At 56.3% G+C, this 23,815-nt stretch carries 25 protein-coding genes; 1 reads left to right on the top strand and 24 read right to left on the bottom strand.

The features are described from left to right. From panB to KIH86_RS04800, 9 genes are all read right to left on the bottom strand, one after another. Positions 1-867 (bottom strand): 3-methyl-2-oxobutanoate hydroxymethyltransferase, encoded by an 867-nt coding sequence (panB, locus tag KIH86_RS04840; protein ID WP_223086639.1) that lies wholly within the window; start codon positions 865-867, stop codon positions 1-3. A gap of 340 nt (positions 868-1,207) precedes the next feature. Continuing rightward, positions 1,208-2,008 (bottom strand): biotin--[acetyl-CoA-carboxylase] ligase, encoded by an 801-nt coding sequence (locus tag KIH86_RS04835; RefSeq protein ID WP_223086637.1) that lies wholly within the window; start codon positions 2,006-2,008, stop codon positions 1,208-1,210. Then, positions 2,005-3,276, bottom strand: a complete 1,272-nt coding sequence (locus tag KIH86_RS04830) for a CCA tRNA nucleotidyltransferase (RefSeq protein WP_223086635.1) — start codon at positions 3,274-3,276, stop codon at positions 2,005-2,007. Before KIH86_RS04830 ends, KIH86_RS04835 begins: the two co-directional genes overlap by 4 nt. A 20-nt stretch (positions 3,277-3,296) precedes the next feature. Next, a complete protein-coding gene (gene bshA, locus KIH86_RS04825) occupies positions 3,297-4,448 on the bottom strand; it encodes an N-acetyl-alpha-D-glucosaminyl L-malate synthase BshA (RefSeq protein WP_223086633.1) in 1,152 nt (383 codons plus the stop codon). Between the two features lie 138 nt (positions 4,449-4,586). After that, the gene (gene bshB1 / locus KIH86_RS04820) at positions 4,587-5,282 is read right to left on the bottom strand and encodes a bacillithiol biosynthesis deacetylase BshB1 (protein WP_223086630.1); all 696 of its coding nucleotides are present in this window, start codon (positions 5,280-5,282) and stop codon (positions 4,587-4,589) included. Next, positions 5,279-5,701, bottom strand: a complete 423-nt coding sequence (mgsA, locus tag KIH86_RS04815) for a methylglyoxal synthase (protein ID WP_223086628.1) — start codon at positions 5,699-5,701, stop codon at positions 5,279-5,281. The genes bshB1 and mgsA overlap by 4 nt, the downstream gene beginning before the upstream one ends. Before the next feature lie 18 nt (positions 5,702-5,719). After that, entirely contained in the window at positions 5,720-6,520 is an 801-nt protein-coding gene (dapB, locus tag KIH86_RS04810) for a 4-hydroxy-tetrahydrodipicolinate reductase (RefSeq protein WP_223086625.1), read from the bottom strand. A gap of 34 nt (positions 6,521-6,554) precedes the next feature. Next, positions 6,555-7,076, bottom strand: coding sequence for a tetratricopeptide repeat protein (locus tag KIH86_RS04805; protein WP_223086623.1), 522 nt, complete (start codon positions 7,074-7,076; stop codon positions 6,555-6,557). Positions 7,077-7,118: 42 nt separating this feature from the next. Continuing rightward, on the bottom strand, positions 7,119-7,448 hold the full coding sequence (locus KIH86_RS04800) for a nucleotide pyrophosphohydrolase (RefSeq protein ID WP_038697007.1): 330 nt from the start codon (positions 7,446-7,448) through the stop codon (positions 7,119-7,121). 206 nt (positions 7,449-7,654) lie between these two features. Between KIH86_RS04800 and KIH86_RS04795 the strand changes: the two genes are divergently transcribed. Then, positions 7,655-8,524, top strand: a complete 870-nt coding sequence (locus KIH86_RS04795; protein WP_223086620.1) for a YitT family protein — start codon at positions 7,655-7,657, stop codon at positions 8,522-8,524. A 183-nt stretch (positions 8,525-8,707) separates the two neighbouring features. Here KIH86_RS04795 and KIH86_RS04790 read toward each other — a convergent pair whose 3' ends face one another. The 15 genes from KIH86_RS04790 to trpE form a co-directional block, all read right to left on the bottom strand. Then, positions 8,708-9,610 (bottom strand): sporulation protein YpjB, encoded by a 903-nt coding sequence (locus KIH86_RS04790; RefSeq protein WP_223086618.1) that lies wholly within the window; start codon positions 9,608-9,610, stop codon positions 8,708-8,710. Positions 9,611-9,652: 42 nt separating this feature from the next. Beyond that, positions 9,653-10,282 (bottom strand): DUF1405 domain-containing protein, encoded by a 630-nt coding sequence (locus tag KIH86_RS04785; RefSeq protein WP_223087690.1) that lies wholly within the window; start codon positions 10,280-10,282, stop codon positions 9,653-9,655. A gap of 373 nt (positions 10,283-10,655) precedes the next feature. Further along, positions 10,656-10,835 (bottom strand): IDEAL domain-containing protein, encoded by a 180-nt coding sequence (locus KIH86_RS04780; RefSeq protein ID WP_038697011.1) that lies wholly within the window; start codon positions 10,833-10,835, stop codon positions 10,656-10,658. 431 nt (positions 10,836-11,266) lie between these two features. After that, positions 11,267-12,355: a hypothetical protein gene (locus KIH86_RS04775; protein ID WP_223086615.1), complete on the bottom strand. Its 1,089-nt coding sequence runs from the start codon at positions 12,353-12,355 to the stop codon at positions 11,267-11,269. A gap of 91 nt (positions 12,356-12,446) precedes the next feature. Further along, positions 12,447-13,034 (bottom strand): histidine phosphatase family protein, encoded by a 588-nt coding sequence (locus KIH86_RS04770; RefSeq protein WP_223086611.1) that lies wholly within the window; start codon positions 13,032-13,034, stop codon positions 12,447-12,449. A gap of 98 nt (positions 13,035-13,132) precedes the next feature. Further along, positions 13,133-13,726 (bottom strand): anti-sigma factor, encoded by a 594-nt coding sequence (locus KIH86_RS04765; protein ID WP_223086608.1) that lies wholly within the window; start codon positions 13,724-13,726, stop codon positions 13,133-13,135. Further along, positions 13,726-14,319: an RNA polymerase sigma factor gene (locus tag KIH86_RS04760; RefSeq protein WP_223086606.1), complete on the bottom strand. Its 594-nt coding sequence runs from the start codon at positions 14,317-14,319 to the stop codon at positions 13,726-13,728. Before KIH86_RS04760 ends, KIH86_RS04765 begins: the two co-directional genes overlap by 1 nt. Positions 14,320-15,297: 978 nt before the next feature. Continuing rightward, positions 15,298-16,392: a prephenate dehydrogenase gene (locus KIH86_RS04755; RefSeq protein WP_223086604.1), complete on the bottom strand. Its 1,095-nt coding sequence runs from the start codon at positions 16,390-16,392 to the stop codon at positions 15,298-15,300. A 46-nt stretch (positions 16,393-16,438) separates the two neighbouring features. Then, positions 16,439-17,536 (bottom strand): histidinol-phosphate transaminase, encoded by a 1,098-nt coding sequence (gene hisC / locus KIH86_RS04750; protein WP_223086602.1) that lies wholly within the window; start codon positions 17,534-17,536, stop codon positions 16,439-16,441. 43 nt (positions 17,537-17,579) lie between these two features. Beyond that, a complete protein-coding gene (gene trpA, locus KIH86_RS04745) occupies positions 17,580-18,401 on the bottom strand; it encodes a tryptophan synthase subunit alpha (protein ID WP_223086600.1) in 822 nt (273 codons plus the stop codon). Further along, positions 18,398-19,597: a tryptophan synthase subunit beta gene (trpB, locus tag KIH86_RS04740; RefSeq protein WP_223086598.1), complete on the bottom strand. Its 1,200-nt coding sequence runs from the start codon at positions 19,595-19,597 to the stop codon at positions 18,398-18,400. Before trpB ends, trpA begins: the two co-directional genes overlap by 4 nt. Continuing rightward, positions 19,594-20,265 carry a phosphoribosylanthranilate isomerase gene (locus KIH86_RS04735; RefSeq protein WP_223086595.1) on the bottom strand — a complete coding sequence of 224 codons (672 nt, stop codon included), beginning with the start codon at positions 20,263-20,265 and terminating at the stop codon, positions 19,594-19,596. The genes trpB and KIH86_RS04735 overlap by 4 nt, the downstream gene beginning before the upstream one ends. Then, positions 20,258-21,088, bottom strand: coding sequence for an indole-3-glycerol phosphate synthase TrpC (gene trpC / locus KIH86_RS04730; RefSeq protein ID WP_223086593.1), 831 nt, complete (start codon positions 21,086-21,088; stop codon positions 20,258-20,260). Before trpC ends, KIH86_RS04735 begins: the two co-directional genes overlap by 8 nt. Further along, positions 21,075-22,124, bottom strand: coding sequence for an anthranilate phosphoribosyltransferase (gene trpD / locus KIH86_RS04725; RefSeq protein ID WP_223087688.1), 1,050 nt, complete (start codon positions 22,122-22,124; stop codon positions 21,075-21,077). Before trpD ends, trpC begins: the two co-directional genes overlap by 14 nt. 78 nt (positions 22,125-22,202) lie before the next feature. Then, positions 22,203-23,756 carry an anthranilate synthase component I gene (trpE, locus tag KIH86_RS04720; protein WP_223086590.1) on the bottom strand — a complete coding sequence of 518 codons (1,554 nt, stop codon included), beginning with the start codon at positions 23,754-23,756 and terminating at the stop codon, positions 22,203-22,205. Between the last annotated feature and the right edge of the window lie 59 nt (positions 23,757-23,815).

Here is a 23,815-nt window from a genome sequence, read left to right as displayed (position 1 = left end):
TTATCTCGCCCCTTTTCCGGCAGCGCCGTATAATGTGTGCAGCACTTCTTCATCAGCGCCGAATACATGCCGTTCTTCCGGAAAAGCGCGCTGTTTCACATCCTGCACATACTGGCCGATTGCGTCCTTGATCACGCCTCCGATATCGGCGTATGTCTTGACGAACCGTTTCTCTCTGTACGAAGAGGTATATTTCAAAATATCATGGTAGACCAGCACCTGTCCATCGCAGTAGCGCCCCGCGCCGATGCCGATTGTCGGGATGGACAGCTCCCGTGAAATGGCTTCCGCCACCTCTTCGGTGACAAGCTCCAGAACAATGCCGAAGGCCCCCGCTTGCTCCAGCGCCTTCGCCTCTCTCATCAGCCGCACGGCGTCTTCAGGGTCCTTGCCCTGCACCCGGTAGCCGCCAATTGTATTGACCGACTGCGGCGTAAGTCCGATATGGCCTAGCACCGGTACCCCGGCGGAGACGATGGCGGAGACGGCGGAACAAATTTCAAGACCGCCTTCCATCTTGACCGCATGGGCGTGTCCTTCCTGAATGAGGCGGCGCACATGACCCAGCGTGACGTCGATACTGCCGTGATACGTCATGAACGGCATGTCGGCCACGATAAAGGTATGCTCCGCTCCGCGGGCAACCGACCGGGTGTGGTACACCATATCGTCAATGGTGACCGGCAGCGTCGAATTGTACCCCAGCACAACGTTGCCCAGCGAATCGCCGACCAGGATCACGTCCACCCCGGCTTCTTCGGCCAGCGCGGCGGACGGGTAGTCGTATGCGGTCAGCATGCTGAGCGGAACGCCCTCCGCCTTCATTTTCTTCAGCTTCACAATGTTTAACGCTTGTTTGACAGTCATTTCTTTTTCCCCTTTTGCGAGTCCCCTGCGCTTATTTCGCGCAAACAAAAAAACCTTTTAGCGTATCCGCTAAAAAGGTCCGAAGGGCAAAAAAGAGTCACTCGCGATCGTCCCTTCTGTCTCGGTCCTTGCGGCTCAGAGCAGAATCTGGCGTAACCGTCGATCCAGTTACCAAGTGGAACCCGCCGCCTGTCCTCCATGAAGGTGAGGCCTGCGCTTCCTGTAATTCATCATTACTCGCCGGAGTGCAGTTCGCTTGCGATACCGCCTCCTGACAACAGTATATCAAATACCTCCCGTAAATACACGCAAAAAATATGACAAGCTGTGGAACAACATGTCAGATCAGGGCGATTTCGCCGGCGTACAGCGTCTCAGTCTCCCCATCCCGGCGCCGAACCACAAGTCCTCCATCCTCTTCGAGACGGAGCGCAGTGCCTTCCTGAGGCCCCTCGGGCGTCCGCAGCATTACTCGTCTGCCTAGCGTAACCGACATTTCCGACCAAAGCGCGGCGATCGGATCAAGCCCCTGCTCCAGATATACGCCGTAGAGCGTCTCCAGCTCCTTCAGAACAGCCCGGGCAAGCTCTTCCCGGTCTATCTCCTGCCCGCTCTCGATCAGCAGCGAGGTGCCGATCTCCCGAAGCTCTTCCGGGTAATCTTCTTCCGTCAGGTTTGCACTGATGCCGATACCGGCTATGGTGTATTGCAAGCCGCTTGGCCAGGCGCAGGATTCCAGTAAAATGCCGCATAGCTTCCGGCCGTTCACCAGCAGATCGTTCGGCCACTTGATCCCGGCATCCACGCCCGTCTCCCGCCGGATGGCGGCGCAAACCGCCGCACCGGCAAGCAGCGTCAGCTGCGGCGTAAGCTGGAGCGGAATCGATGGGCGGAGCACCGCGCTCATCCAGATCCCCTTGCCCTTGGGCGAATGCCATTTGCGCCCCAGCCGGCCTCTGCCGCCGGTCTGCTCTTCTGCCATGACCGCCGTTCCTTCCGGGGCTCCCTGCTCCGCCAGCTCCTTGGCGGCTTCCTGCGTGGAGACTACCGTGTCCACCCGGCGCAGCAGTCCTCCCCAGCCAGCCCGGCGGCGTTCCTCCGCTTCTTCCCCCGATAAGAAGGTGTTCTCGTATCCGCTCACTCGATCTCCATCCTCTTCGCTTGTCTCATCAGCGCGTCCCGGTCATTCGGGACGCTTCCCTCGGCGGCCGCCAGCAGCAGCTCCTGCAGCAAGCTGCCGAGCCAAGGCCCTGGCCGCCGTTCCAGCGCGGCGGCAAGCTCGCCGCCGCCAAGCGCCAGCTCCGCCAGGCTGCGCACCGGCATGCCGGCGAGCCATGCCCGCGCGGCCCCCACCCGGCCCGCGCCCTCCTCGCCGCCTGGCAGCGCGGCGAGCACATCCAGCCACCCTTCGGCCGCATCAGCGCCGAAGGTCAGGGCGGCGGCGATGAACCGCCGCCTGGAGCCTGCGGGGCCGTCATCCGGCCCCGCCTCTCCCTCCGCGGTCCACGCCTCGCGGAACCGCAGCACCCGGGCGGCATCCTTGCGGGCCGCCCCCGGGAACGTCCATGCCCGCATGAGCCGGTCGGCCTCTTCGGCCGGCGAGCCCAAGGCATGGAGGAGCAGCGCCCAGCGCAGCCGGGCGCTATCCAGTTCCCCGATGCGCGTAAGGCTTGCGGCGGCTGCCGCAAGCTGGTCCGCGTCCCAGGGGAACGGGGCTTTGCCGCGCGCGAGCAGCCCGCTGCGCGCCAGCATGGCCAGCCCCCGCAGCGGGCGGGGGCCTTCCACGATGCGCGTCAGCTCCGCATTGACGCGCTCTACGGCGATGTGCGCCAGCTCATGACGGCGGCGCAGCAGGCCGCGCCACGTGTTCTTCGCGACGCGAAAATCAAGCGTCGAGGCGAAGCGGATGCAGCGCAGCATGCGGAGGGCGTCCTCGCCAAAGCGCTCGTCTGCCGAGCCGACGCAGCGAATGCGCCGCTGCGCCAAATCCTCCGCACCTCCGAAGGGGTCGATGAGGGCGCCGCCAAGCCCCATGCAGATGGCGTTGACCGTGAAGTCCCGTCTTCGCAGATCTTCCGTCACATCGGCCACAAAGGTAACGCTCTCCGGCCGGCGGTGGTCGGCGTAGCCGCTCTCCGTCCGGAATGTCGTAACCTCAATGGGATAGCCTTCCTCCACTACCGTCACTGTGCCGTGCTGCAGCCCGGTCGGCACACATCTTGGGAACAGCGCCAGCACCTGCTCGGGACGAGCCGAGGTCGTCAGATCCATGTCGTGAACGGGACGGCCCAGCAGCTCGTCGCGGATGCAGCCGCCAACCCAGTAGGCTTCATAACCAGCGCCTTCCAGCGTGTTCACAATCCTTGACGCGGCTTCCGCCATCAGGGGGTCCGCCATTGTCCACTTCATTCTGTCACGGCTCCCTTTCTTCAGCGGACCGCACCGCTTATCTGACGGCCCAGGACGCGGTAATAAATGTTCTCGTACTGGTCGGTAATGACATCCTTGGAGAAATCCTGGCACGCACGCTTCAGACAGGCTTCACGCATCTGCTTCGCAAGCTTCTCGTCAGAGAGCAGCCGGACGGCATAATCCGCCATCGAGGTTGTATCCCCGATCGGCGCCAGATAGCCGGTAACTCCGTGCTGAACAAGCTCGGGAATGCCCCCGGCCTGCGAACCGACAGTCGGCACACCGCAGGCCATCGCCTCCAGCGCCACAAGCCCGAAGCTCTCTTTCTCGGAGGGCAGCAGCAGCAGATCGGCCAGTGAAATCACCTGAGCGATTTCATCCTGCTTGCCGAGGAAGCGTACCTTGTCCTCCAGTCCCATTTCGGCGATCTTCGCCTGGATCTTCGGAAGATCCGGCCCTTCCCCTACAAGCAGCAGACGCGCGGGAATCCGGCCGCTGACCTTGGCGAATATATCGACCACATCCGAGACCCGTTTCACGGGACGGAAGTTGGAAATATGCATCAGAATTTTTTCATCAGGCTCCGCGAAATCCTCTCTCAGACCGGCTACATCTCTCGGGTAATATACCCGTTTGTCAACGAAATTGTAAGTGAGATCAATAGGTGCCGTAATATCGAGTGCCCGTCTTGTCTCCTGGATGAGATCGCGGGATACCGCCGTTACCGCATCGCTCTCATTGATGCCGAGCCGGATCAGGTCCTTCAGCGATTCATCCTGTCCCAGTACGGTAATATCCGTGCCGTGCAGCGTCGTTACGACCTTGACCTGGCCGCCGACCATCTGTTTGGCGAGGAAGGCGCATACCGCGTGCGGAACCGCATAGTGCACATGCAAGAGATCCAGGTTCTCCATTTTGGCGACCTGCGCCATTTTGGTCGCAAGCGCCAGATCATAAGGCGGATAGCGGAAGACATAGTAATCATTGACCTCCACCTCATGGTAAAAAATATTCTTTTGAAACGTTCCCAGGCGGAACGGGATGCTGTGGGTGATAAAATGAACTTCATGTCCTTTTTCCGCGAGCAGCTTGCCAAGCTCTGTGGCTACGACGCCTGAGCCGCCCAGAGACGGATAACAGGTAATTCCTATTTTTAACAGCCGGTCCATAGGTCCGTCTCCTTTATTCTTGTCATCTATAGGTGGCCCGACCTTACGCCGCGCCGACTGGTGAGGCTATCGGGCTTACTCCATGAAACAGCCGGCGCTGCTGAGGAACGCCGGCGGGTGCTTGACTGGTTTCGTTCGCTATACCCGGAACAAATCGACTGCATACGGAAGCTTCGAGGCGAATCCTTCCGCATATGTAAAACCTCTGCGCTGGCCCAGAAGCATATCTCTGGCCCGGACGCGCTCAATGTAGCCGTCGTTCAGCGGAGTGGATACAATATCCTCTCCCGGCGTCTTCTGAAACTGGGAGATGTAACAGGACAGGGAGGCTTCCTTCAAGCCGTAGCAATCGGTCACATCAACCAGCAGATCACTCCGTCCCAGATCGTTGATGAAATAAAAATACAATTGGGGCGCCGGAACAGCGGGAATCTCCGGCATATACCGGCGAAGCTTGGCGTTGAATACCGCCTCCTCCACAATCCGGCCACATGCCACATGATCGGGATGCCTGTCCTCCGGAAAAGGTGCGAATACGATGGACGGCGAGCAGCGGCGGATTTCCGCCGTTACGGCATCAATCTGCTCCTCGCTTGGCCGGAGCCCGCGGTCGGGCAGTCCGAGATTGGAACGCATGGCAACGCCAAGCACCTCGGCTGCATGCTCCGCTTCCGCTTTCCGGCTCTCCACGGTACCGTTGGAGGACATTTCGGCAGCGGTCAGATCGCAGATGCCGACATTGAGCCCCGCAGCTGCATGCTTCGCGATGGTGCCGGCCATGCCGATCTCCGCGTCATCCGCATGCGCTCCGATCACGAGGATGTCAAGCTTCATTCCGGATCGACTCCCGGCTTGTACTTATGCACCAGCTCGCGCCAGGCGAAGTCGCCCCGGTCGATCGCCTTGACGAGAATTTCCGCAGTCGCGATGTTCGTGGCGACCGGAATGCCGTATACGTCGCACAGACGAAGCAGGGCGGAAATGTCCGGTTCATGCGGCTGCGCCATCAGCGGGTCCCGCAGGAAGATGATGAGATCCAGCTCATCCTGGGCAACCAGGGAGCCGATCTGCTGATCGCCGCCGAGCGGGCCTGACATAAAGCGGTGAATCTTCAGGCTCGTTGCTTCCATGATGCGCTCGCCCGTTGTTCCGGTCGAGAACATCTCATGTCCTTCAAATACATGCTCATACGCGGTCACAAAGTTAACCATTTCGTCTTTTTTTCTGTCATGCGCAATAAATGCGATCTTCATTTGCGTCTTCTCCCCCGTCTACTCAATAAAATGTTCGAATCCGTAAACCAATCCCGTATAGCTCATAACCTTCTGGATGCCCAGCTTGACTCCCGGCATGTATCCTGCCCGCTCATAGGAATCATGGCGGATCTTGAGCGACTGTCCGTCACCGCCGAAGACAACCTCCTCCTGGGCGAATACGCCCGGCAGACGGACGCTGTGGATGCGGAAGCCGTTATAATATCCTCCGCGCGCTCCTTCCAGGATCTCTTCCTCGTTCGGATTGCCCTGCCGCAGCTCCTTGCGAACCTCAGCGATCATCTCAGCCGTCTTGATGGAGGTTCCGGAAGGTGCATCAAGCTTCTGATCTCCATGATACTCGATGATTTCAAGGTGTGGGAAGTACTTCGCCGCCTGCGCGGCAAACTTCATGAGCAGAATAGCCCCGATCGAGAAGTTGGGTGCGATCAATCCGCCGATGCCCCGCTCCTGGCACTGCTTGTCCAGCTCGTCGATCTGCTCCGGTGTGAAGCCTGTTGTACCGGTGACCGGCCGCACGCCGTGACGGATCGCCGCCGCCGTGTTCGCGTATGCGGATTGTGGAATCGTGAAGTCAACAAGCACATCGGCTCCGGCAGACAAAGCGGCGTCCAAATCATCCGTTACTGTGACTCCCGCTTCGGGAAGTCCCACAAGAGTTCCCGCGTCTTTTCCCATGGAAGAACGGTCAACAGCGGCGGCCAATTCCAGCTCTTCGTCCTGAAGCACCAGCTTGACGACCTCTTTGCCCATTCTTCCGCCTGCTCCTGATACTACAACTCTGATTCTCTTGTCCATTTGTCTTTAGCCCCCGCTTTCGTCTGTCGTTTAATTACTTCATATACTGCTGCAGTGATTTCTGGAGATCCTTCATTAATGCCATCAATCCTTCATCACCGGGATGCAGCGCAATCACTTCTTTCATGGCTGCGATGGCCGGCAGATGCTCATTCATCCGGCTGTGCGCGATGGCAAGCCAGACATAGGCGTCGCCGTACAGCGGGTCCAGTCTTACGGCTTCCTGCAGCAGCGTGATCGGCCGGTATGGATTGCCTCCAAGGCCCGTCTTCTCTTCAAGCAGCACTCTGGCCTCCTGGACATGCATCATGGCCTGCAGATGCTGGAGATGCAGCCGGTATTCCGGTTTGGCCCCATCCAGCTTCACCGCTGCCTTGGCGTGCTCGGCCGCCTTCTCCAGCCGCCCGCTGCGGGCATACGTAATCGAGCAGCGGTACCGAACCTCCGGGTTATGCGGTTCAGCCGCGATGGCGGCCTCAAAACACAGGATCGCTTCCTCGAAATCGCTCCGCAGGATACACCGGTACGCTTCACTCACATAATCCCCCGGATTCATGCTTACCACCCTCCGTCATATGTTACATCATATGCTTTGGGCTTACTCCGCGTTCTTCTTCGTCCACCGTTCCGCATCGCGGGTGTTGAATTTATGCATGACCTTGTCCATGGCCTGTGTCAGATCGATGCCGAGCGAGTTGGCGAAGCATACCGTGATGAAGAGTATATCGCCAAGCTCAAGCTCTATGGAATTCTCGGGCTCGTCCTTCTTCTTCGGCTTCTCGCCGAAGGAATGATTGACCTCCCGCGCAAGCTCCCCGACTTCCTCCGACATGCGCGCAAGCATGGAGAGTGGACTGAAGTAGCCTTCTTTGAACTGGGAGATATAAGCGTCGACTTCGCGCTGGATTTCGGCCAGACTTTTCTCCATTTCTAACGCTCCTTCTCCTGGCGCATATTGCCTTTTCGTTTGCCCCTATGTTATCGTAAAGACGTTTTGAAGACAAACCTTTTTTGAAATATAAGCTAAAGGACGCCGCCAGGCATTTATCCTTAATTCCGGGATTTGTCTTCAATAAAGTATACTTTTTCGCAATCGGAGAAAAACTGCCGGTATTACGGCTCACGGAGGAACCTATGAAACTCGAGAAGCTAAGACCCTTCTTTAAGACGACCGCCCCCATCATGCTTGGGACTGCGGTATATGCTTTCGCACTCTTATATTTTATTATCCCCAATCAACTGATGGAAGGCGGGGTCACCGGTATCACCATCCTGTTGAATTACGGCTTCGGCATTCCGGTCTTTCTGACAACCCTGCTGCTGAATCTGCCACTGTTCCTGCTCGGATGGAAAATGCTGGGGTCCAGTCAGATCGTCTATACCGGCATTGGGATTGGCTCTCTGTCGTTCTTCCTGTGGCTGTTTGAGCATCTGATTTCCCGGGGCTGGATCATGCCCTTTCAGACCGAGCATGATTTCATCCTGGCTTCGCTCTATGCAGGGGTTACGCTTGGACTGGGCCTTGGCATTGTCTTCCGCTTCGGGGGGACAACCGGCGGCGTCGATATTGTCGCCCGCATTTTGAGCCGGAAGTTCGGCTGGAGTATGGGACAAATCATTCTGGTGACCGATGTCTTCATTATCGGCTCTTCGCTGCTCTACATACCTAAGGAAAAAATCCTCTATACGCTGGTGGCCGTATTTATTGCCTCCCGGGTGATTGATTTCATTCAGGAAGGCGCGTATGCCGCCAAGGCGTTTATGATCATCAGCGATCACGGAGAGGAAATCGCCGAGCTGATCACAAAAGATATGGAACGCGGAGTCACGCTGATCCCTTCCATTGGCGCCTATTCGAAAATGTCCAAGTATACCGCCTATTGCGTCGTCTCCAGACAGGAGATCCGCCGCCTCAGCCAGTTGATCAGATCGGTAGATCCCAGGGCCTTCGTTATTATTAGCGATGTGCATGATGTGCATGGCGAAGGCTTCCGTGAAGAGTGAAGCTTACTTACAGTCTAAAGCCAAGACAAGCCAAAACCGGTCCCTGCGGCCGGTTTTGGCTTGTCTTGAAGTTTGTCTGAAAGTTTGTCTGGAGACTTGCATTCTGAAACGGAAGCTGTCTGCAAGGTAAGAGACTTTCACCGACCGAATCTCCGTTATCGCTCTTCCAGTCTTTAGGAACCGCTATAGCGGATTCCAACGATCCCGCTCTCCCTTGTACTTCCGGAAGCCGGTATAAGCCAGAGCCGCCAAAATGAACCCGCCGGCAAGCCAGCCCGCCATTCCGTAATTCTTCGGAGCAAGGGGTGTTGACAGCGTCGGCTCATCTTTCTCCTTGCCGAACAACGCACGCACGGCTTCTCTTCCATGCGAGATCGCGCCGACTCGTTCTTCCCGTCCCGGTGCGGGCTTCCCCGCTCCAAGCCCTTCAGCGAAAGAGAGCCACGCATCGAACCGGTTGGCCTCCACATCTCTCCGGTCGACCAGCACCGCCGGGCGAATCAGGTCATAGCGCACCCTGAGGCTCTTCAGGGCGGTTGTCCAGCCGGAGGAGTCCCCTGCCGCCGCTCCGCGCTCCATCTCCTTCATGTCCTCCAGCATCAGTTTGTAGTACTGCATCCACATCGGCTGCCGGGCATGATTCAGACTGTTGACAGCCAGCCTTAGCCGGGCCGCAGCCGATATCCAACGGTCAGGCTGCATGTTGACAGCGTTCATCGCGGTCTTCATGTCAATGATCGTGCCGGACAGAGCGTTGATTCCTTCCACTGAGGTACGGTCACCAAAGGAAGATGAAGCGAACAGAGCCGAGATGGCCTCCGCTGTCGCCCTGGCTTTATTGACATCGCCTTCCGATGCGTACCGGTACAGAGCTTCCGTCATATCCTCCAGACGCTGGGCAGGTTCTTCCGCGCTGCCGTCCGTCGCTTTAGCTGGTTCCGGAGCTGCGGATTCCAAGGTTTGTCCTGACTTGTCCGAGGCCACAAATGTACTCCAATCCAACGCATGCGTTCTGCTTGCCGTAAATACCGGCGACACAAGCAGAACTCCCAGCGCCAGCACCATTCCCCATATTCTCCGCCGCATGAGACATCCCTCCTGCCTTCATCTTATGCAGAGGGACAGGGTCTAGAACATGCGGCTGCGACTCCGGAGATTCCGGCGCTCCGAGGCTTCCGCCGCCAGCCAGGCGGCGGAAGCGCTCAGCAGCGTCAACAGGAAGGTGAAATTGCGCACTTGCGCGACATCATCAATGAGTGTGGACGGAAGCCATGGATAAATGCCGAAGCCATAGTCCATCGTATCGTTAAGCAGAGTGTACAGAAGCGCAATCGGAATCATTTTGCGGCAAATAAAAAATCTGGCGTACAGCAGCGCTTCTACAGCCATCCCGGCATGCGAGGCCATCAGCATCCAATCCTGCCAGTCGATGGTTCCGCCCTGGTATCCGCCTGCGATAATAATAGCAACCGCCCAGATTCCGTATTTTACCGAAGTTACAACAGCCAGCGCCTCCACCAGTGCGCGAACCGCAACGCCAAAGGCAGAGCGTGGAGGGAATAGTAGCAGCAGCAGAGCCAGTGTGAAGAATAGGCTGGCAGTCGGACTATCCGGTACGAACGGAAGCAGCCAGACGGGGTAATTCCCGGCCGTATATGACAGCTGATTGCCGTACCATATGTAGCCGTAAATCGTTCCAAGCGTATTGACCGCCAGCAGAATCCAGACAAAAGGCCGACTCATCAACACCTTGTCCATTATATGTACAGCATTCGACACTCTCTTACTCCTCCCCGGCTTAATAAAAACCTGACCGCTATCCGATCAGGTTCGTCCTATAATTTCTATTCTACTGTTCTGCTTTTTGTTTCGCAAGCCGCTGCGCGGACGATGGGTTTTACATGAAAGAAAGCCATAAACAAACAGCGTTATCAAGCATTGCCCTATCTTGTCATGGCAGCCCTCCTGTTAATCCTCAGAATGGCCTGCTTGTCCTTGCTTGTTGTCAGCACGGCATATTTCCTGATTATTCGGTCAGCAAAAAGACCCGCCCCTGTCGCCCGGGCAGGTCATTCCGCCGTATGTCCACTCCTATTTTAAGGGGAGGTAAGCGCCTTCGCACTTTTGATCCCTAAGCCAGGCTTTTTAGTTCCTCTGTAAGATTCCGGAATGCCGTTTCGTCTCCCATGGCCAGCGCCGTGTCAATCTCCCGGTACAAGATGTCGCACCGGCGCTTGCGCAGCGCTTCGTCCCACACCATTTCTGCCGCGAGCCCTAACATCACTTCATAGGTTGCCTTCATTTTGTCCATTCGAATACACCTCCGCTGTTTATGTTTCTGCATATGTTTTCCCAAGTTCAAGGCAGCTGGCCGAAGTCCGGGCCGTCCGCTCCTGGTCCTGTTCCGTAAGCTCCCAAACCGGCCCCTATTAAAGCATATTCACCAACCGTCGCACCGTTCAACACTATTGCGCCCAATCCTAATATTACGCCTCTGCCTACCCTGCAGCGTTCGCTGGATGATGACTGGAACGATTTCATTTCTCCTCTTCGCCTTCGTGTGAAATCTATAGTCGACCCGTGTCACCGCAGAAGTCGCCTATGTTCTTCACTCCTTCGGCTGTAAAGACGGATGGATGAAGCTGCAGTATGTAGGCTCCATATGACATCCGCAAGTAGTCCCCCTCCTTTTGGCATAAGGCGGGCTTATCAGCAGCAAGGACCTGCGCGCCGCATGGACGGCTATATAAGAACCGGTTTGTTGACAACCGCCTTCTCCAGCCCCCATGCCGTCATTTTGACGGCGGCTCCCGCTGCCGTCTCCCCTGCTCTAAGCATGCCGAGATGCAGCATCATACGAAGGATGCGCTTCTCCATAATCATGCCCGCATCGTCGTAATAGAACGGCTTGATCAGCCAGCCCAGCGAGGCGTTCAGCGACTCTACGGTCACCCATTCTCCCGCAGCAACGCCGATCCAATAGACGAGCGATGTAAGATTTGGAATAGCACCTTTATAAAGTCTTAACCAAAAGGTGAATATCTGCAACATGGATTCGGCTTTTGCTTCCTCCAGAACCAGGGAGCCGCCGGTCGTCAGCCGGAGCTTCTGGCCCTCTTCGGCGATCCAGCGACGATGTCTGGCATAATCGTACAGGAGCGCCAGCCGGGGCGGATAGAACTCGCAGGCTCTGCCGTAACCGAACCGCCAGCCGCCCTTGGACAGCAGCGGTTCCGGGATATGCAGCGCGTTCATCAGCTGCTGCTGGCTTCTCTTGTACATAGCGCCATCCGTGCTGATCTCGGGTTCATTCTCCATGACGAAACGCAGTAGTGTCAGGAGATCGGCGGCCGCAAGACCGCCTTCTTCCCGGTACATTTCGGGCTCACTGCATTTATGCAGCTCTTCCCGGATCCGGATCGCCATCGCATCCCGAAATCTTTCCTTAAAATCCGCGGGAACCCGGTACAAATACCTCGTCTGTTGGGATGTTCCGTTAAAAAGCCAGCCGCCGTTCTTGAAACGATTCACGATATCGCGATAGCCGCCGTGCGAATCAGTTGTCTCGAAAGCCGCTGCACGGGCGGCGGCCAGCAAATCCTCCAGTGCCAAATAACCTCTTTCATCAAACAGGAGAGTGTTTAAAAACCTCAAGTCCGAAAGCGAGCAGTCTCTGATTTGGGCTGTCATGAAATCCCTGCTGCCCAGTGTGTGGAGCAGCGTCTGAATCAGATCCCGCTTCGAGTTCGGCCTGCATTCACACCGGTACCGGCCCGCAATGGCCGTAAGCTGGCTCATGTCCGCATAGCTCAGCATATCCGCCAGATTCATCTACATCGCCTCGCTGTTTTAATACCATTATGGGAATGCTGGCTTTTTTTATTCCAGTTTCCGCAAAAAAAATAACCCGAAATTTTTCGGGTTACGGCTGGTTTTGCAGAATATGGCGGGTACAGTTGTACAGCAGAGGATTCCAGTCATTTTCCTTCTTTTCCAGTATGGTCAGGGAAAGGTTGCCGATGCGTTCGGTATATTTGTCTTTGTACAGTGCTGTGTACAGCTGCGCCAGAAATCCGCCGTGGGAGACCACTAGAATGCTCTTCTCCGGATTATTGGCTGACAGATCCTCCAGAAAGGCCAAGGCACGGGCCTGAAGCTCTTCATCCCTCTCCTGCCCGACGTCCAGCAGGTTCCACTCCTTGCCCCATCTGCTCTCGCGTTCTGCGGCCGTAAGCCCTTCGACCTGACCATAAGCACGCTCGCGTATACGGCAGTCAGGCTCAAGGAGCGGGATGCCGAGCTTCGCCGCAATAATCTCGCCGGTCTCCTGTGCGCGCGACAGACCGCTTGTAATGCAGCCGTCCCAGCGGTAAGGCTCCTCCAGAAGCCGGTCTGCCAGCATATGAGCCTGCCTCCGGCCTACGTCGTTCAGCGGAATATCGCTTTGTCCTTGAATGCGGCCAACGACATTCCAATCGGTCTGTCCGTGGCGAATCAAGCCAATCAACATGAGAACTCCCATCCCTTCCCCTATTTTTTAACTAACTTTATCATGGATGTACCCAAATGAACAGCAAAAGAGCTCTTCCATGAACAGGGAGAGCTCTTTCAATGCCTGCGGTAACGGTTAAGCCGGGTTAGCGAAACAATGGACAGAAAGATACCGAGGCTGGACAGAATCATCCAGTACTGGGGATGGGTCGGGTCCATGCTGACGACCAGCGGCTCGATAATTTCAGTAGCGCCCGACGATACCGGATAGACCGATGTCCAGTTGTCCAGTGAACCGGCGACCCCGGTTGGAACAATCCCGGTCTGCGCCATGGTTGTATTGTCCGGTGTCTGGAAAATGGTGAAATAAAGGAAGCTACAGAGAAATACGGCCAGAAAACAGGCGATCCATATACTGATGCGTCTGCGAAAAATGCCGGGCCGTCCCGGCGATTTGCCGTCTCCCGGCATCAGCCACGGGCTCTCCAGATATATGCGTTCCATAACTCTGGCATTGATCGCCTCAGCCCGTTCATCACTGACAACGGTCTTCATTTCGCGGATCAGCCGGCTGCCCTCCTGCCACAGCTCCCATTCCGCCGTACAGTAGGAACAGCCGGAGACATGCCGCATGAACGCTTCCGCTTCCGGAGATCCTTTCGGTAAATCTTCAAGAAGCGGGATCAGTCTCTGCGCTTCTTTACAATTCATTAATTGTTCATCCTCTCTGCCCGCTCCTCGTAGGCAGGCTCGTAGAAGTAAGACTCGAGCTGCAGCTTCACACTGCTTCTGGCCCGGAAGAGCAGCGATTTGACCGAACTCACACTCTGGTCGAGAATCGTAGCGATCTCCTGGTAATCCATCTGGTCATATTCACGCAAAATCAGCGCCGATCTCTGCTTCTCGGGCAGGTTATTGATCGCTTTGCGAACCAGATTCATCCTCTCGTTGCGCAGAACGGCCTGCTCCGGAGCTACTTCCATAGGAGCTACAGGCGTATATCCGCTTTCTTCCAGCGATACACTGCCGGCTCTGTTCTTGCGCAGCTCGCTGAGTACGGTATTGCGGGCGATCGTATACAGCCAGGTCGAGAAAGAGGCGTCGACTTCGCGGAAGGAGTGAAGGCTCCTGAATGCCTTGTAGAACGTCTCGGAGCAGAGATCCTCTGCGATAAGCTCCATCTGAGAGTTCTTCAGCATATGATAGACGAAAGCCAAGATCTTGCGCTGATACCTGCGCATAAGTTCGGAATACAATTCGGTGTCGCCCTGTTTGATAAGTTGGATCAGTTGGGAATCCGTCATGGTGGGTGTGGTCCTCCTCGCCATCGCACGTCATACCCGGCTGAATATATATACCCTGCCGGGTTCCAAAGGTTGCGGCTTTTTCTGAAAAATTGGATTACGATTTCACGCATTCGGTTTCTATGTATATTCATCGGAACGGATGTTTAGATACGATAATACGTATGAATAGACATACGTAAGAAGAATCTTAAACTCTGTAAAAATACCTTTCCTATTGTACCACAATTCGGTAGGGAATGACATTAATAGAGTTCAGACGTCAGGAACAGGCAGCTCTATCCGACTTTTTCTCCGAACGATAACCTGTTTTAGCCTCGAAATAGCCGGTTTTTCGGTGCTGCAGGTTTATTGCGATGAGGGAATGGAATCTTCTTGAATCATCCAGATCTACCGATGATAAACATGATAAGGAATAAGCAGAAATATTTTTTAGTTTTTTTCCTTGAAAGCGTTGACAAATTGTAAACGGATACATATAATAAAAGTACAGTATGGTTTCTCTCCACTCCTATCCAAAACTGTTGCTCTATATGAGCAAGGACCGCTTTCTGAAAGCGGTCTTTTTTTTTGTCTTTTGGGCCGTGACCGCAGCCGTGAAGCTGCTTGGGCCACCTGAGTCCTTTTGCATGCTGTATACCTGCTGTCTACCTGCTGTCTACCAGCTGTGTGCCTTCTCTATGCCAACTTCTGTAAAACTACTGTCTACTGTAAACTTGTTCCGTACTGTAAGCCTGCTCCGTATTGTAAACCCGCTGTATGCTGTATGCCGTATACCCGCTAACCACCAGCTGCATGCCTTACAGTATCCCGCCGCTGTAAACCTGCTGTCTGCCGTAAAACCGCTCCGTGCTGTAAACCTGCTCTCTACTGTAAACCCGCTGTATGCCATTAACCCGTTGTATGCCGCAAACACCGCACCCCCGCTTGGCCTGCAGCCCAAAAAAGCCGGGCATCCGCCCGGCTTCATCAGCTCTTTTACACATATACCGTATAATCACGCTGCTGCAGCAGCGCCTTGGCACGCTCCATATCGTTCTCCTGTCGAAAGGACAGCCGCATGATTCCCGGCACATCCTCGCGGCTCTCGATAATTTGCACATTGCTGAGATTGATGCCCTGGTCGCCCAGCTCCGTCGCAATCCGGCCGATAATGCCGGGGTGATCGGGGACGTCGATATGCAGGTCGAACAGCGGAGTGATCATCCCCTTGCGGCGCTCCGGAAGCCGGCTGCGGAACCCGCTCGCTTCCTCGAAGGCCTTCTCGATCGCCTCTCCGTCTCCGCTCTCCAAGATGCTGACGAATGCCGACACTTCCTCATTCCAGTCTTGGAGCAGCCGAAGCATCACGGAACGGTTATTCAGCAGAATATCGCGCCAGATCACGGGCTCGCTGGAAGCGATCCGTGTAATGTCGCGGAATCCCCCGGCGGCAAGCGTGCTGTACAGCGAATCTTCGCTGTCATACCCATGCACCTGGTTCACCAGCGCAACGGCGATAATATGCGGAAGATGGCTGATGGCTCCCACGATTTCATCATGCCGATGGGGGTCCAGCCGGACGATCTGGGCTTTCGTATGTACCAGCAGCGCCTTAAGCGCTTCGTATGCCTCCTCGGACACGCCGGGAGGCGGAGTGAGCACGTAATAGGCGTTCTCGAACAGAAGCGACGAGGCCGCTTCAACCCCGGAACGCTCCGAACCGGCCATGGGGTGTCCGCCGATGAAGTGCACGTCCTGCAGGTCCAGCGCCTCCGCACAGTCTGCAATACTCCCTTTCGTGCTGCCCACATCCGTAATAATGCAGCCTTTCTTCAAAGGAAGCCGGCTCAAACGTTTCATATATCCTTCAAGCATTCCTACAGGTACGCACAAAAAGATAAACTCTGAATCCAGCGCAGCTTCCTCAAAAGACAGTGTCGCACTGTCCACTACGCCTCTGCTCACATATTTGTCGGCTGATTCCGGCCTGTGAGCATGTCCGACGACGGTTATCCCCGGCTTTCCCTTGAAGCAGAGCGCCAGGGAGCCGCCGATCAGTCCGACGCCGAATATAGAAATTTTAGTCGTCATGTCGTTACAACATCTCGCCTTCTGTAAAGTGCTTGCAGGGGTCCGGCTAAGCCCGGACTCCCTGCTCCATCAACGCGGCCTCGAGCGCTGCGATAAAGGCCTTATTCTGTTCCTGCGAACCCACAGTAACCCGTATCCAGGTCGGATACAGCCGGTGTCCGGCTCTGACAATCACGCCTTTGCGCAGCAGGCTCTCGAAAAGCTCTGAAGCCGGAACGCGCACATCCACCATGATGAAATTGCCCTGCGAGGGGAAATGATTCAATCCCAGACGCTGAAATTCGGCCTGAAGCTGTAATCTGCCGTCTGCGTTAAGCTGTCGGCATTCCTTCACATACTCCTTGTCCCCCAATGCGGCAAGAGCCGCTGCCTGAGCGATGCGTGACGTATTGAACGGTTCGCGAACCTGATTGATGAGTTTGATTATTCCGGGACTTCCGATCCCATAACCGATACGCAGCGCAGCCAATCCATATATTTTGGAGAATGTGCGAAGAACGACCAGATTGGGATAACGGTCCAGCAGCTTGATGCCATCCGGATAAGATAAATCGGTTGCATATTCGAAGTAGGCTTCGTCCAGAACAACCATGACCCTCTCAGGAACAGCGTTCAGGAACGACATCAGCTCCGCTTCGGGCACGAAGGTTCCCGTCGGGTTGTTCGGGTTGCACACCCAGATGACCTTTGTCTTGTCCGTGACGGCGGCCAGCATAGCAGCCAGATCATGCGTTCCGTTCACGAGCGGAACCTCGATGCCGACCGCGCCTTCGATATCCGCATTGCTCTTATACACAGAGAAAGTCTGGTCTGCCATAATGGTCTCGTCGCCGGGCAGGAAGAACGCGCGGGCAATCAGTGCGATAATTTCATCGGAGCCGCAGCCGAAGATGATGTTCTCGCCCTTGACACCCAGATGTGAAGCCACCGCGGAAGTTAATTCCGCAGCGGAGCCGTCGGGATAGAGATACAAGTTGTCCAGCTCGGCCAGAATAGCGGCTTTGGCACTGGGAGAAGAGCCATACGGATTCTCGTTAGAGGCTAGCTTGATGACCTTCTGAAGCCCGTATTCCTTCTGTACTTCTTCAATGGGCTTGCCCGGCTTGTATACCGGAAGGTCTACAATATGCGGTTTCGGGTTCATGGCGATCCTCTTTCCTCGGAATTAATCTACGTGATGTCAATAGTTACGGTCTTAATTGTGACACAAAGTTCCGGATTTGCAACAGTCCGTCTCCGCGTTTCGCCGGGTCCTGAAGGAGGAAGATCACCTCTTCAATCTTGCGGACAATGGCGCTGCCCACCACTACGCCGTCGCAAATTCCTGCGAACCGGGCAACCTGCTCCGGCGTCGAAATGCCGAATCCGACGGCTACCGGCAGATCGGTCGCCTGGCGGACCGATCCGATAAACCGGTCCACATCCTGATGAAAGGATGCCCGCTCTCCGGTCACGCCCAGAGATGAAACGCAGTAGACGAACCCGCTCGCTCCGTCCACAATCTTCGCGATCCGCTCGCTGGATGTCGGCGCGACGAGCGGAATCAGATTGATCCCGGCTTCGCGGCTGCGGGTGCGCATTTCTTCCGACTCCTCAACCGGCAGGTCGGGGATAATCAGGCCGCTGATTTCATGATCGCCCAGCTCCGCGAAGAATGTATCCAGTCCCATTTGAAGAACGGGATTATAATAGGTGAAGAGGATAAAGGGAAGCTTGCTGCCCGACTCGCGGGCTCTGCGCGCCGCCTCCATACAGGTCCGCAGATTGATATTGCTGCGGAGCGCACGGGCGGAAGCGCGCTGTATAACCGGTCCGTCTGCCAGCGGATCGGAATACGGAACGCCGAGCTCGATCATGTCGGCACCGGCCGCTTCAAGCTCTGCGATTATAGCCAGGCTTGTCTCGAAATCGGGGTCCCCGATTGTCAGAAACGGAATCAAGGCCGTTCTGCCCTGCTCCTTCAGGCTGCGGAACGCCAGATCCATGCGGTTCGTCGTTTCAGTCGTCATTTCAAACCTTCCCCTTCCGTGTAGGCCATAATCGATTCCACGTCCTTGTCTCCCCGGCCGGAGAGACAGATTACGACGATGTTATCCTTCGGCAGCGTAGGGGCGATCTTCGCAACCTGGGCGACGGCATGCGCAGATTCGAGAGCCGGAATGATGCCTTCCGTCACGCAGAGCAGCTTGAGGGCGTCCAGCGCCTCCTGATCGGTAATCGGCACATACTGAACCCGCTCGATATCCTTGAGATAGGAATGCTCCGGACCAACTCCCGGGTAATCCAGACCAGCCGAGATGGAATGGGCCTCAATCACCTGTCCGTACTGGTCCTGCAGCAAATAGCTCATGGAGCCCTGGAATACGCCGTGAGTGCCTTTGCTCATCGTCGCGGCATGGAATGGCGTGTCGATTCCCTTGCCCGCAGCCTCGACACCGATCATACCTACCGATTCGTCCTCCAGGAACGGATAGAACATCCCGATGGCATTGCTGCCGCCGCCGACGGCTGCAACGAGCAGATCCGGCAGACGTCCTTCCGCTTCCTGAATCTGCCGGCGCGTCTCGTCGCCGATAATCCGCTGGAAGTTCCGGACCATCATCGGATACGGATGCGGGCCTACCGCCGAACCCAGGATATAGAAGGTGTCATCCACATTGCTGACCCAGTAGCGGAGCGCTTCATTGCCCGCGTCCTTCAATGTGCGCGATCCGGAAGTGACCGAGACGACTTCAGCGCCGAGAAGCTTCATGCGGAAGACGTTGAGCTGCTGGCGGCGGGTATCCTCCTCGCCCATGAACACCTTGCATTCCATCCCGAGCAGCGCAGCGACGGTAGCCGTTGCGACACCATGCTGGCCGGCTCCGGTCTCGGCGATGACTTTCTTCTTGCCCATCATCTTCGCCAGGATTGCCTGCCCGATCGCATTGTTGATCTTATGGGCACCGGTATGATTCAAATCCTCGCGTTTCAGGTAAATCTTGGCTCCGCCGAGATGCTCGCTGAGACGTTCAGCGTAATAGAGCGGAGTCTCGCGTCCGGAGTACTGCTTCAGCAAATATGCAACCTGCTGCTGAAATTCCGGATCGGCGGAAAACTTCGCGTAAGCCTCCTCCAGCTCAATCAACGCATTCATAAGGGTTTCGGGAACGAAGCGTCCGCCGAAGGACCCGAAACGTCCATTCACGTCAGGCACCTGTATCATGATTGCTTCACCCTTTCTATAAAAGCCGTAATTTTGGCAATATCTTTTATTCCATCGGTCTCCACTCCGCTGGATACGTCAACCCCGTAAGGGCCGTAATCCGTGAGCAGCTCTTCTACATTGTCAGGCGTCAGTCCGCCCGCTACGAACAGCGGCACGCCCATCTCCTGCGCCCGTTTCCGGTACGCCGGAACAAGGTTCCAGGCAAAAGTCCGGCCAGAGCCTCCGGCTTGCGCGGGATCATACGTGTCCAACAGCACCGCATCCACCGCTCCGGCATAGCTCTCCAGAGGACCGCCATGGTTATCCGCTCCATCTGTGCTTACCGGCAGCGCCTTCCATACTTGCACACCCGGAAATGATCTCTTAACTTCCCGGCAGAAGGCGGGCGTTTCACTACCATGCAGTTGAATGACGCCGAGAGGTACGCGCGATAACACGCTGCCCAGTTCTTCCATGTCGGGATTCACGAATACTCCTACGGCAAGAGGCGGCTTGCCTGTTCCCCAGTCTTTCAGCAGCGAGAGCAGCTCCGAGGCGCGTTCGGCCGTAATTTGCCGCCGGCTGGGAGCAAAGACCAGGCCGATATAATCCACTGGCAATCGTAACATAGATTTTAGCACTTCAACGTCCTGAAGTCCACAGATTTTTACCTGCGCTTCAGTCATGGCTGCGGCTCCCTGCGCGTCCCAGTACCGGGCCGAGCAAATTGTCAACCGCCTGCCGCACGTCATTCTGGCGCATAAAGTACTCTCCGACGAGCACGCCTGCCGCTCCTGCCATCTTCAGATAGGCAATATCTTCCGGTCCTGTTATTCCGCTCTCGCTGATGAGCGGTACGCCGGCAGGAGCCAGCTTCGCAAGCTCCGCCGTAGCGCTGAGCGAGGTCTCGAAGGTATGCAGATTCCGGTTGTTGACCCCGAGCAGCACATGGGACTTCTCTATGGTTCCGGTCTCCATAATCCGTTCGAGCTCCGTTCTGTCGTGAACCTCTAGCAGCACGTCAAGCCCCAAGGCCGCCGCAGTGTCCGCGAAGGACGACAGCACAGCCGGGGTCAGGATGGCCGCGATCAGCAGCACGGCGTCTGCGCCCAGCAGACGGGCTTCGTAGATCTGCTTCTCGTCGATAATGAAGTCCTTGCGGAGCAGCGGAAGGCTCACCGCCTCCCGCACCTGCCGGAGATAATCGCCGCTTCCCTGAAAATAAGGTGCATCCGTCAGGACGGACAAGCAGTCGGCTCCGCCCTGTTCATAAGCCTTGGCGATCGCCACCGGATGAAAATCTTCCCGGATCAGCCCTTTGGAAGGAGAAGCCTTCTTCACTTCCGCAATCAGTCCGATCTCCCGCTGCCGATTCTCTGTAAGCGCCCGCAGGAATCCCCGGGTTGCCGGGAGATTCGCGATCGCCTGCTCTGCCTCGGCGATGGAGAAAGTCCGGCTAAGCTCTTCTACTTCCTTGATCTTGGTTGCCACAATTTTATCGAGATACATGTTTAAGCTCCTCCGTTACGGCTATTAACTGTTCCAGTTTGCGGGCGGCCGCGCCCGAATCGATGGTTTCGGCGGCCTTCCGGACACCCTCCGCCAGACTGTCCACGAGCCCGGATACGTAAATACAAGCGCCTGCGTTGGCAAGCACGATATCCCGGTACGGGGTCGTATCTCCGGCGAGAACGGAGCGAATAATCGCCGCGTTCTCTTCCGGTCCGCCGCCCAGAACTTGCTCAAGCGGATGGCAGGGAAGCCCGAGATCATGAGGGGTAATCTCATAGGTGCTGACTTCGCCGTCACGAAGCTCCGACACCCGCGTCGGGCCGGAAATGCTGATTTCGTCCAGCCCTTCATTGCTGCTGACAACGAGAGCCCGCTTGGAACCTAGCTCCTTCAGCACTGTGGCGACAGTCTCTGTCTTGCTCTGGTCGTAGATTCCCAGCAGCTGTCTGTCGGCGCCGGCGGGATTCGTCAGCGGACCGAGCATATTGAACACGGTCCGAACGCCAAGCTCACGGCGCGGAGCCGCAGCATGCTTCATGGACGGATGGTACAGCTGTGCGAACAGGAAGCAGATGCCGATATCATCCAGACAGCGTTTCGCCTGCTCCGCATCCAGCGAAATGTTGACGCCGAGCGCCTCCAGCACGTCGGCGCTGCCGGTCCGGCCCGATGCGGAACGGTTGCCATGCTTGGCGACACGCACGGAAGCCGCTGCCGCGATGATCGCCGAGATGGTGGAGATGTTCAGCTTATGAATCCCCGATCCGCCTGTTCCGCATGTATCGAGCAGCTGCGCGTTCTCGGCTGCCACATGCATGCTGAAGCCCCGCATCGCCTCTGCGAAGCCGGTGATCTCCTCTACCGTCTCGCCCTTGATCCGCAGTGCGGTAAGGAGCGATCCGATCTGCGCCTGGCTGGCAGCCCCTTCCATGATGACGCCCATAATATCCCGCGCCTGCTCCCGTGTTAAGTCCTTTCCTTCGATCAGTCCGGCTATTCCGGACTGGACCAACTGATTCGCACTGCTGTCCATCTGAGTCTTCTCCTCCCGATTATGGATTGCTACCCGATTCATCTCATATCTCATAGTCTCGCCATCCGAGGCAGCGCCTTACGGCGTATATTCGTACATATAATCCTGATTGATGCTGCCGCCGACACTCTTCTCTTTCGGGAACATGGCTTCGGCCATCCGGATCGCCTTCAGCATGGCCTTTGCCTTGTTCACCGTCTCGTCATACTCCTTCTCCGGCACGGAATCCCACACGATGCCCGCTCCCGCCTGCACATACGCCCGGCCCTTGCGGAAGATGATCGTCCGGATTGTGATGCAGGAGTCCATGTTGCCCGAGAAGCCTAAGTATCCGATCGCTCCGGCGTAGGCGCCTCTCGCTTCACGCTCCAGTTCGGCAATGATCTCCATGGCGCGGAGCTTCGGCGCTCCCGACACGGTTCCGGCCGGCAGACAGGAAAGAAAGGCATCGAAGAAATCTTTATCCTCGCGCAGCTTGCCTGATACGTTGGACACCAGGTGCATGACATGGGAGTATTTCTCAATCTCCATGAAAGTGTCGCATTTGACAGTGCCGAATTCGGAGACCCGGCCCAGGTCATTGCGCCCAAGGTCGACGAGCATCAAATGCTCGGCTCTTTCCTTCTCATCGGCCATAAGCTCTTCGGCAAGCTCCCGGTCCTGCTGCTCGCTCACGCCGCGCGGACGCGTTCCGGCGATTGGCCGAGTCTTGACCTGGTCGCCGTCCACTTTGACCAGCGCCTCCGGCGATGTGCCGACGATGATCTCCTCATCCATTTTCAGATAATACATATAAGGTGAAGGATTCAGCGTGCGCAGCATCCGGTACACATGAAGCGGAGATACGTCGGTGTTGATATGGAAGCGTTGGGAGAGCACCACCTGGAAAATATCGCCCGCCCGGATGTACTCCTTGGCCTGCTCCACATTGCTAATAAACTGCTCTTTCGACAGATTGGAGTGGATGTCGCCAAGCTCGATGTCTTGCGGGATGCTGTGCCGGTTCATGTTCTCTCTCGGTCCGTCCTTGTGGAGTTCTTCGGCCAGTTCCTCCAGCTTATCATTCAGCTTGGCATAGCCCGCGCGGATGTCATCGTCGCTGTCGCCATCCTTAATGTGAAGGTTGCCGACCAGCAGAATCTGCTGTTTCACATGATCGAATACAATGATCCGGTCACAGAACATGAAGCGGATATCATCCATCTTCAGATCATCGCTGGCATGTGCCGGCAGCTTCTCATAGTACTGGAGCAGATCGTAGCCGAAGAATCCGATCGCCCCGCCTGTGAACGGCGGCATTTCATGAAGCTTCGGACTCCGGTATGATCGGAGCAGCGTCTTGAGCTCCTCGATCGGCTTGCCTTGAAGCTGCTTTTTCTCTCCGCCGATTTCGACGTTGATCACGCCTTTTTTACCGGAAATCAGCAGAAAAGGATCGCTCCCGATGAATGAGTAACGCGCCCACTGTATCCCACCCTCTACACTTTCCAGCAAAAAGGCGTTGCGGCGGCTTGCAAAACGCTGAAAGATCCGAATTGGCGTCTCCATATCGGCTAACACTCTTTTGACCACCGGAATCAGGTTGTACTGCCTGGCGAGGGATACCACTTGCTCGACGCTGGGACTGGTCATTTGTCGTTCCTCCTTGGAATCTGAACTCTATATAACGGCTCTAAATGCAGAAAAACCTC

The sequence above is a fragment of the Paenibacillus sinensis genome (assembly GCF_019904155.1).
Lineage (GTDB): Bacteria > Bacillota > Bacilli > Paenibacillales > Paenibacillaceae > Paenibacillus_AQ > Paenibacillus_AQ sinensis.
Note: the sequence above shows the minus strand (reverse complement) of the source record. Positions and strands in the feature narration are given on the sequence as shown.

What these genes read in the sequence shown, in the direction of transcription:
- KIH86_RS04790 (WP_223086618.1), bottom strand. Translation starts at nt 9,610, where the DNA reads ATGCGGCGGAGAATATGGGGAATGGTGCTGGCGCTGGGAGTTCTGCTT.
- KIH86_RS04755 (WP_223086604.1), bottom strand. Translation starts at nt 16,392, where the DNA reads ATGACGACTAAAATTTCTATATTCGGCGTCGGACTGATCGGCGGCTCC.
- KIH86_RS04735 (WP_223086595.1), bottom strand. Translation starts at nt 20,265, where the DNA reads ATGACTGAAGCGCAGGTAAAAATCTGTGGACTTCAGGACGTTGAAGTG.
- KIH86_RS04775 (WP_223086615.1), bottom strand. Translation starts at nt 12,355, where the DNA reads ATGAATCTGGCGGATATGCTGAGCTATGCGGACATGAGCCAGCTTACG.
- panB (WP_223086639.1), bottom strand. Translation starts at nt 867, where the DNA reads ATGACTGTCAAACAAGCGTTAAACATTGTGAAGCTGAAGAAAATGAAG.
- trpE (WP_223086590.1), bottom strand. Translation starts at nt 23,756, where the DNA reads ATGACCAGTCCCAGCGTCGAGCAAGTGGTATCCCTCGCCAGGCAGTAC.
- mgsA (WP_223086628.1), bottom strand. Translation starts at nt 5,701, where the DNA reads ATGAAGATCGCATTTATTGCGCATGACAGAAAAAAAGACGAAATGGTT.
- KIH86_RS04785 (WP_223087690.1), bottom strand. Translation starts at nt 10,282, where the DNA reads ATGGACAAGGTGTTGATGAGTCGGCCTTTTGTCTGGATTCTGCTGGCG.
- trpB (WP_223086598.1), bottom strand. Translation starts at nt 19,597, where the DNA reads ATGATACAGGTGCCTGACGTGAATGGACGTTTCGGGTCCTTCGGCGGA.
- KIH86_RS04770 (WP_223086611.1), bottom strand. Translation starts at nt 13,034, where the DNA reads ATGTTGATTGGCTTGATTCGCCACGGACAGACCGATTGGAATGTCGTT.
- bshB1 (WP_223086630.1), bottom strand. Translation starts at nt 5,282, where the DNA reads ATGAAGCTTGACATCCTCGTGATCGGAGCGCATGCGGATGACGCGGAG.
- KIH86_RS04780 (WP_038697011.1), bottom strand. Translation starts at nt 10,835, where the DNA reads ATGGACAAAATGAAGGCAACCTATGAAGTGATGTTAGGGCTCGCGGCA.
- trpA (WP_223086600.1), bottom strand. Translation starts at nt 18,401, where the DNA reads ATGACGACTGAAACGACGAACCGCATGGATCTGGCGTTCCGCAGCCTG.
- KIH86_RS04800 (WP_038697007.1), bottom strand. Translation starts at nt 7,448, where the DNA reads ATGGAGAAAAGTCTGGCCGAAATCCAGCGCGAAGTCGACGCTTATATC.
- hisC (WP_223086602.1), bottom strand. Translation starts at nt 17,536, where the DNA reads ATGAACCCGAAACCGCATATTGTAGACCTTCCGGTATACAAGCCGGGC.
- dapB (WP_223086625.1), bottom strand. Translation starts at nt 6,520, where the DNA reads ATGGACAAGAGAATCAGAGTTGTAGTATCAGGAGCAGGCGGAAGAATG.
- trpD (WP_223087688.1), bottom strand. Translation starts at nt 22,124, where the DNA reads ATGGACAGCAGTGCGAATCAGTTGGTCCAGTCCGGAATAGCCGGACTG.
- KIH86_RS04795 (WP_223086620.1), top strand. Translation starts at nt 7,655, where the DNA reads ATGAAACTCGAGAAGCTAAGACCCTTCTTTAAGACGACCGCCCCCATC.
- KIH86_RS04765 (WP_223086608.1), bottom strand. Translation starts at nt 13,726, where the DNA reads ATGAATTGTAAAGAAGCGCAGAGACTGATCCCGCTTCTTGAAGATTTA.
- trpC (WP_223086593.1), bottom strand. Translation starts at nt 21,088, where the DNA reads ATGTATCTCGATAAAATTGTGGCAACCAAGATCAAGGAAGTAGAAGAG.
- KIH86_RS04760 (WP_223086606.1), bottom strand. Translation starts at nt 14,319, where the DNA reads ATGACGGATTCCCAACTGATCCAACTTATCAAACAGGGCGACACCGAA.
- KIH86_RS04805 (WP_223086623.1), bottom strand. Translation starts at nt 7,076, where the DNA reads ATGAATCCGGGGGATTATGTGAGTGAAGCGTACCGGTGTATCCTGCGG.
- bshA (WP_223086633.1), bottom strand. Translation starts at nt 4,448, where the DNA reads ATGGACCGGCTGTTAAAAATAGGAATTACCTGTTATCCGTCTCTGGGC.
- KIH86_RS04830 (WP_223086635.1), bottom strand. Translation starts at nt 3,276, where the DNA reads ATGAAGTGGACAATGGCGGACCCCCTGATGGCGGAAGCCGCGTCAAGG.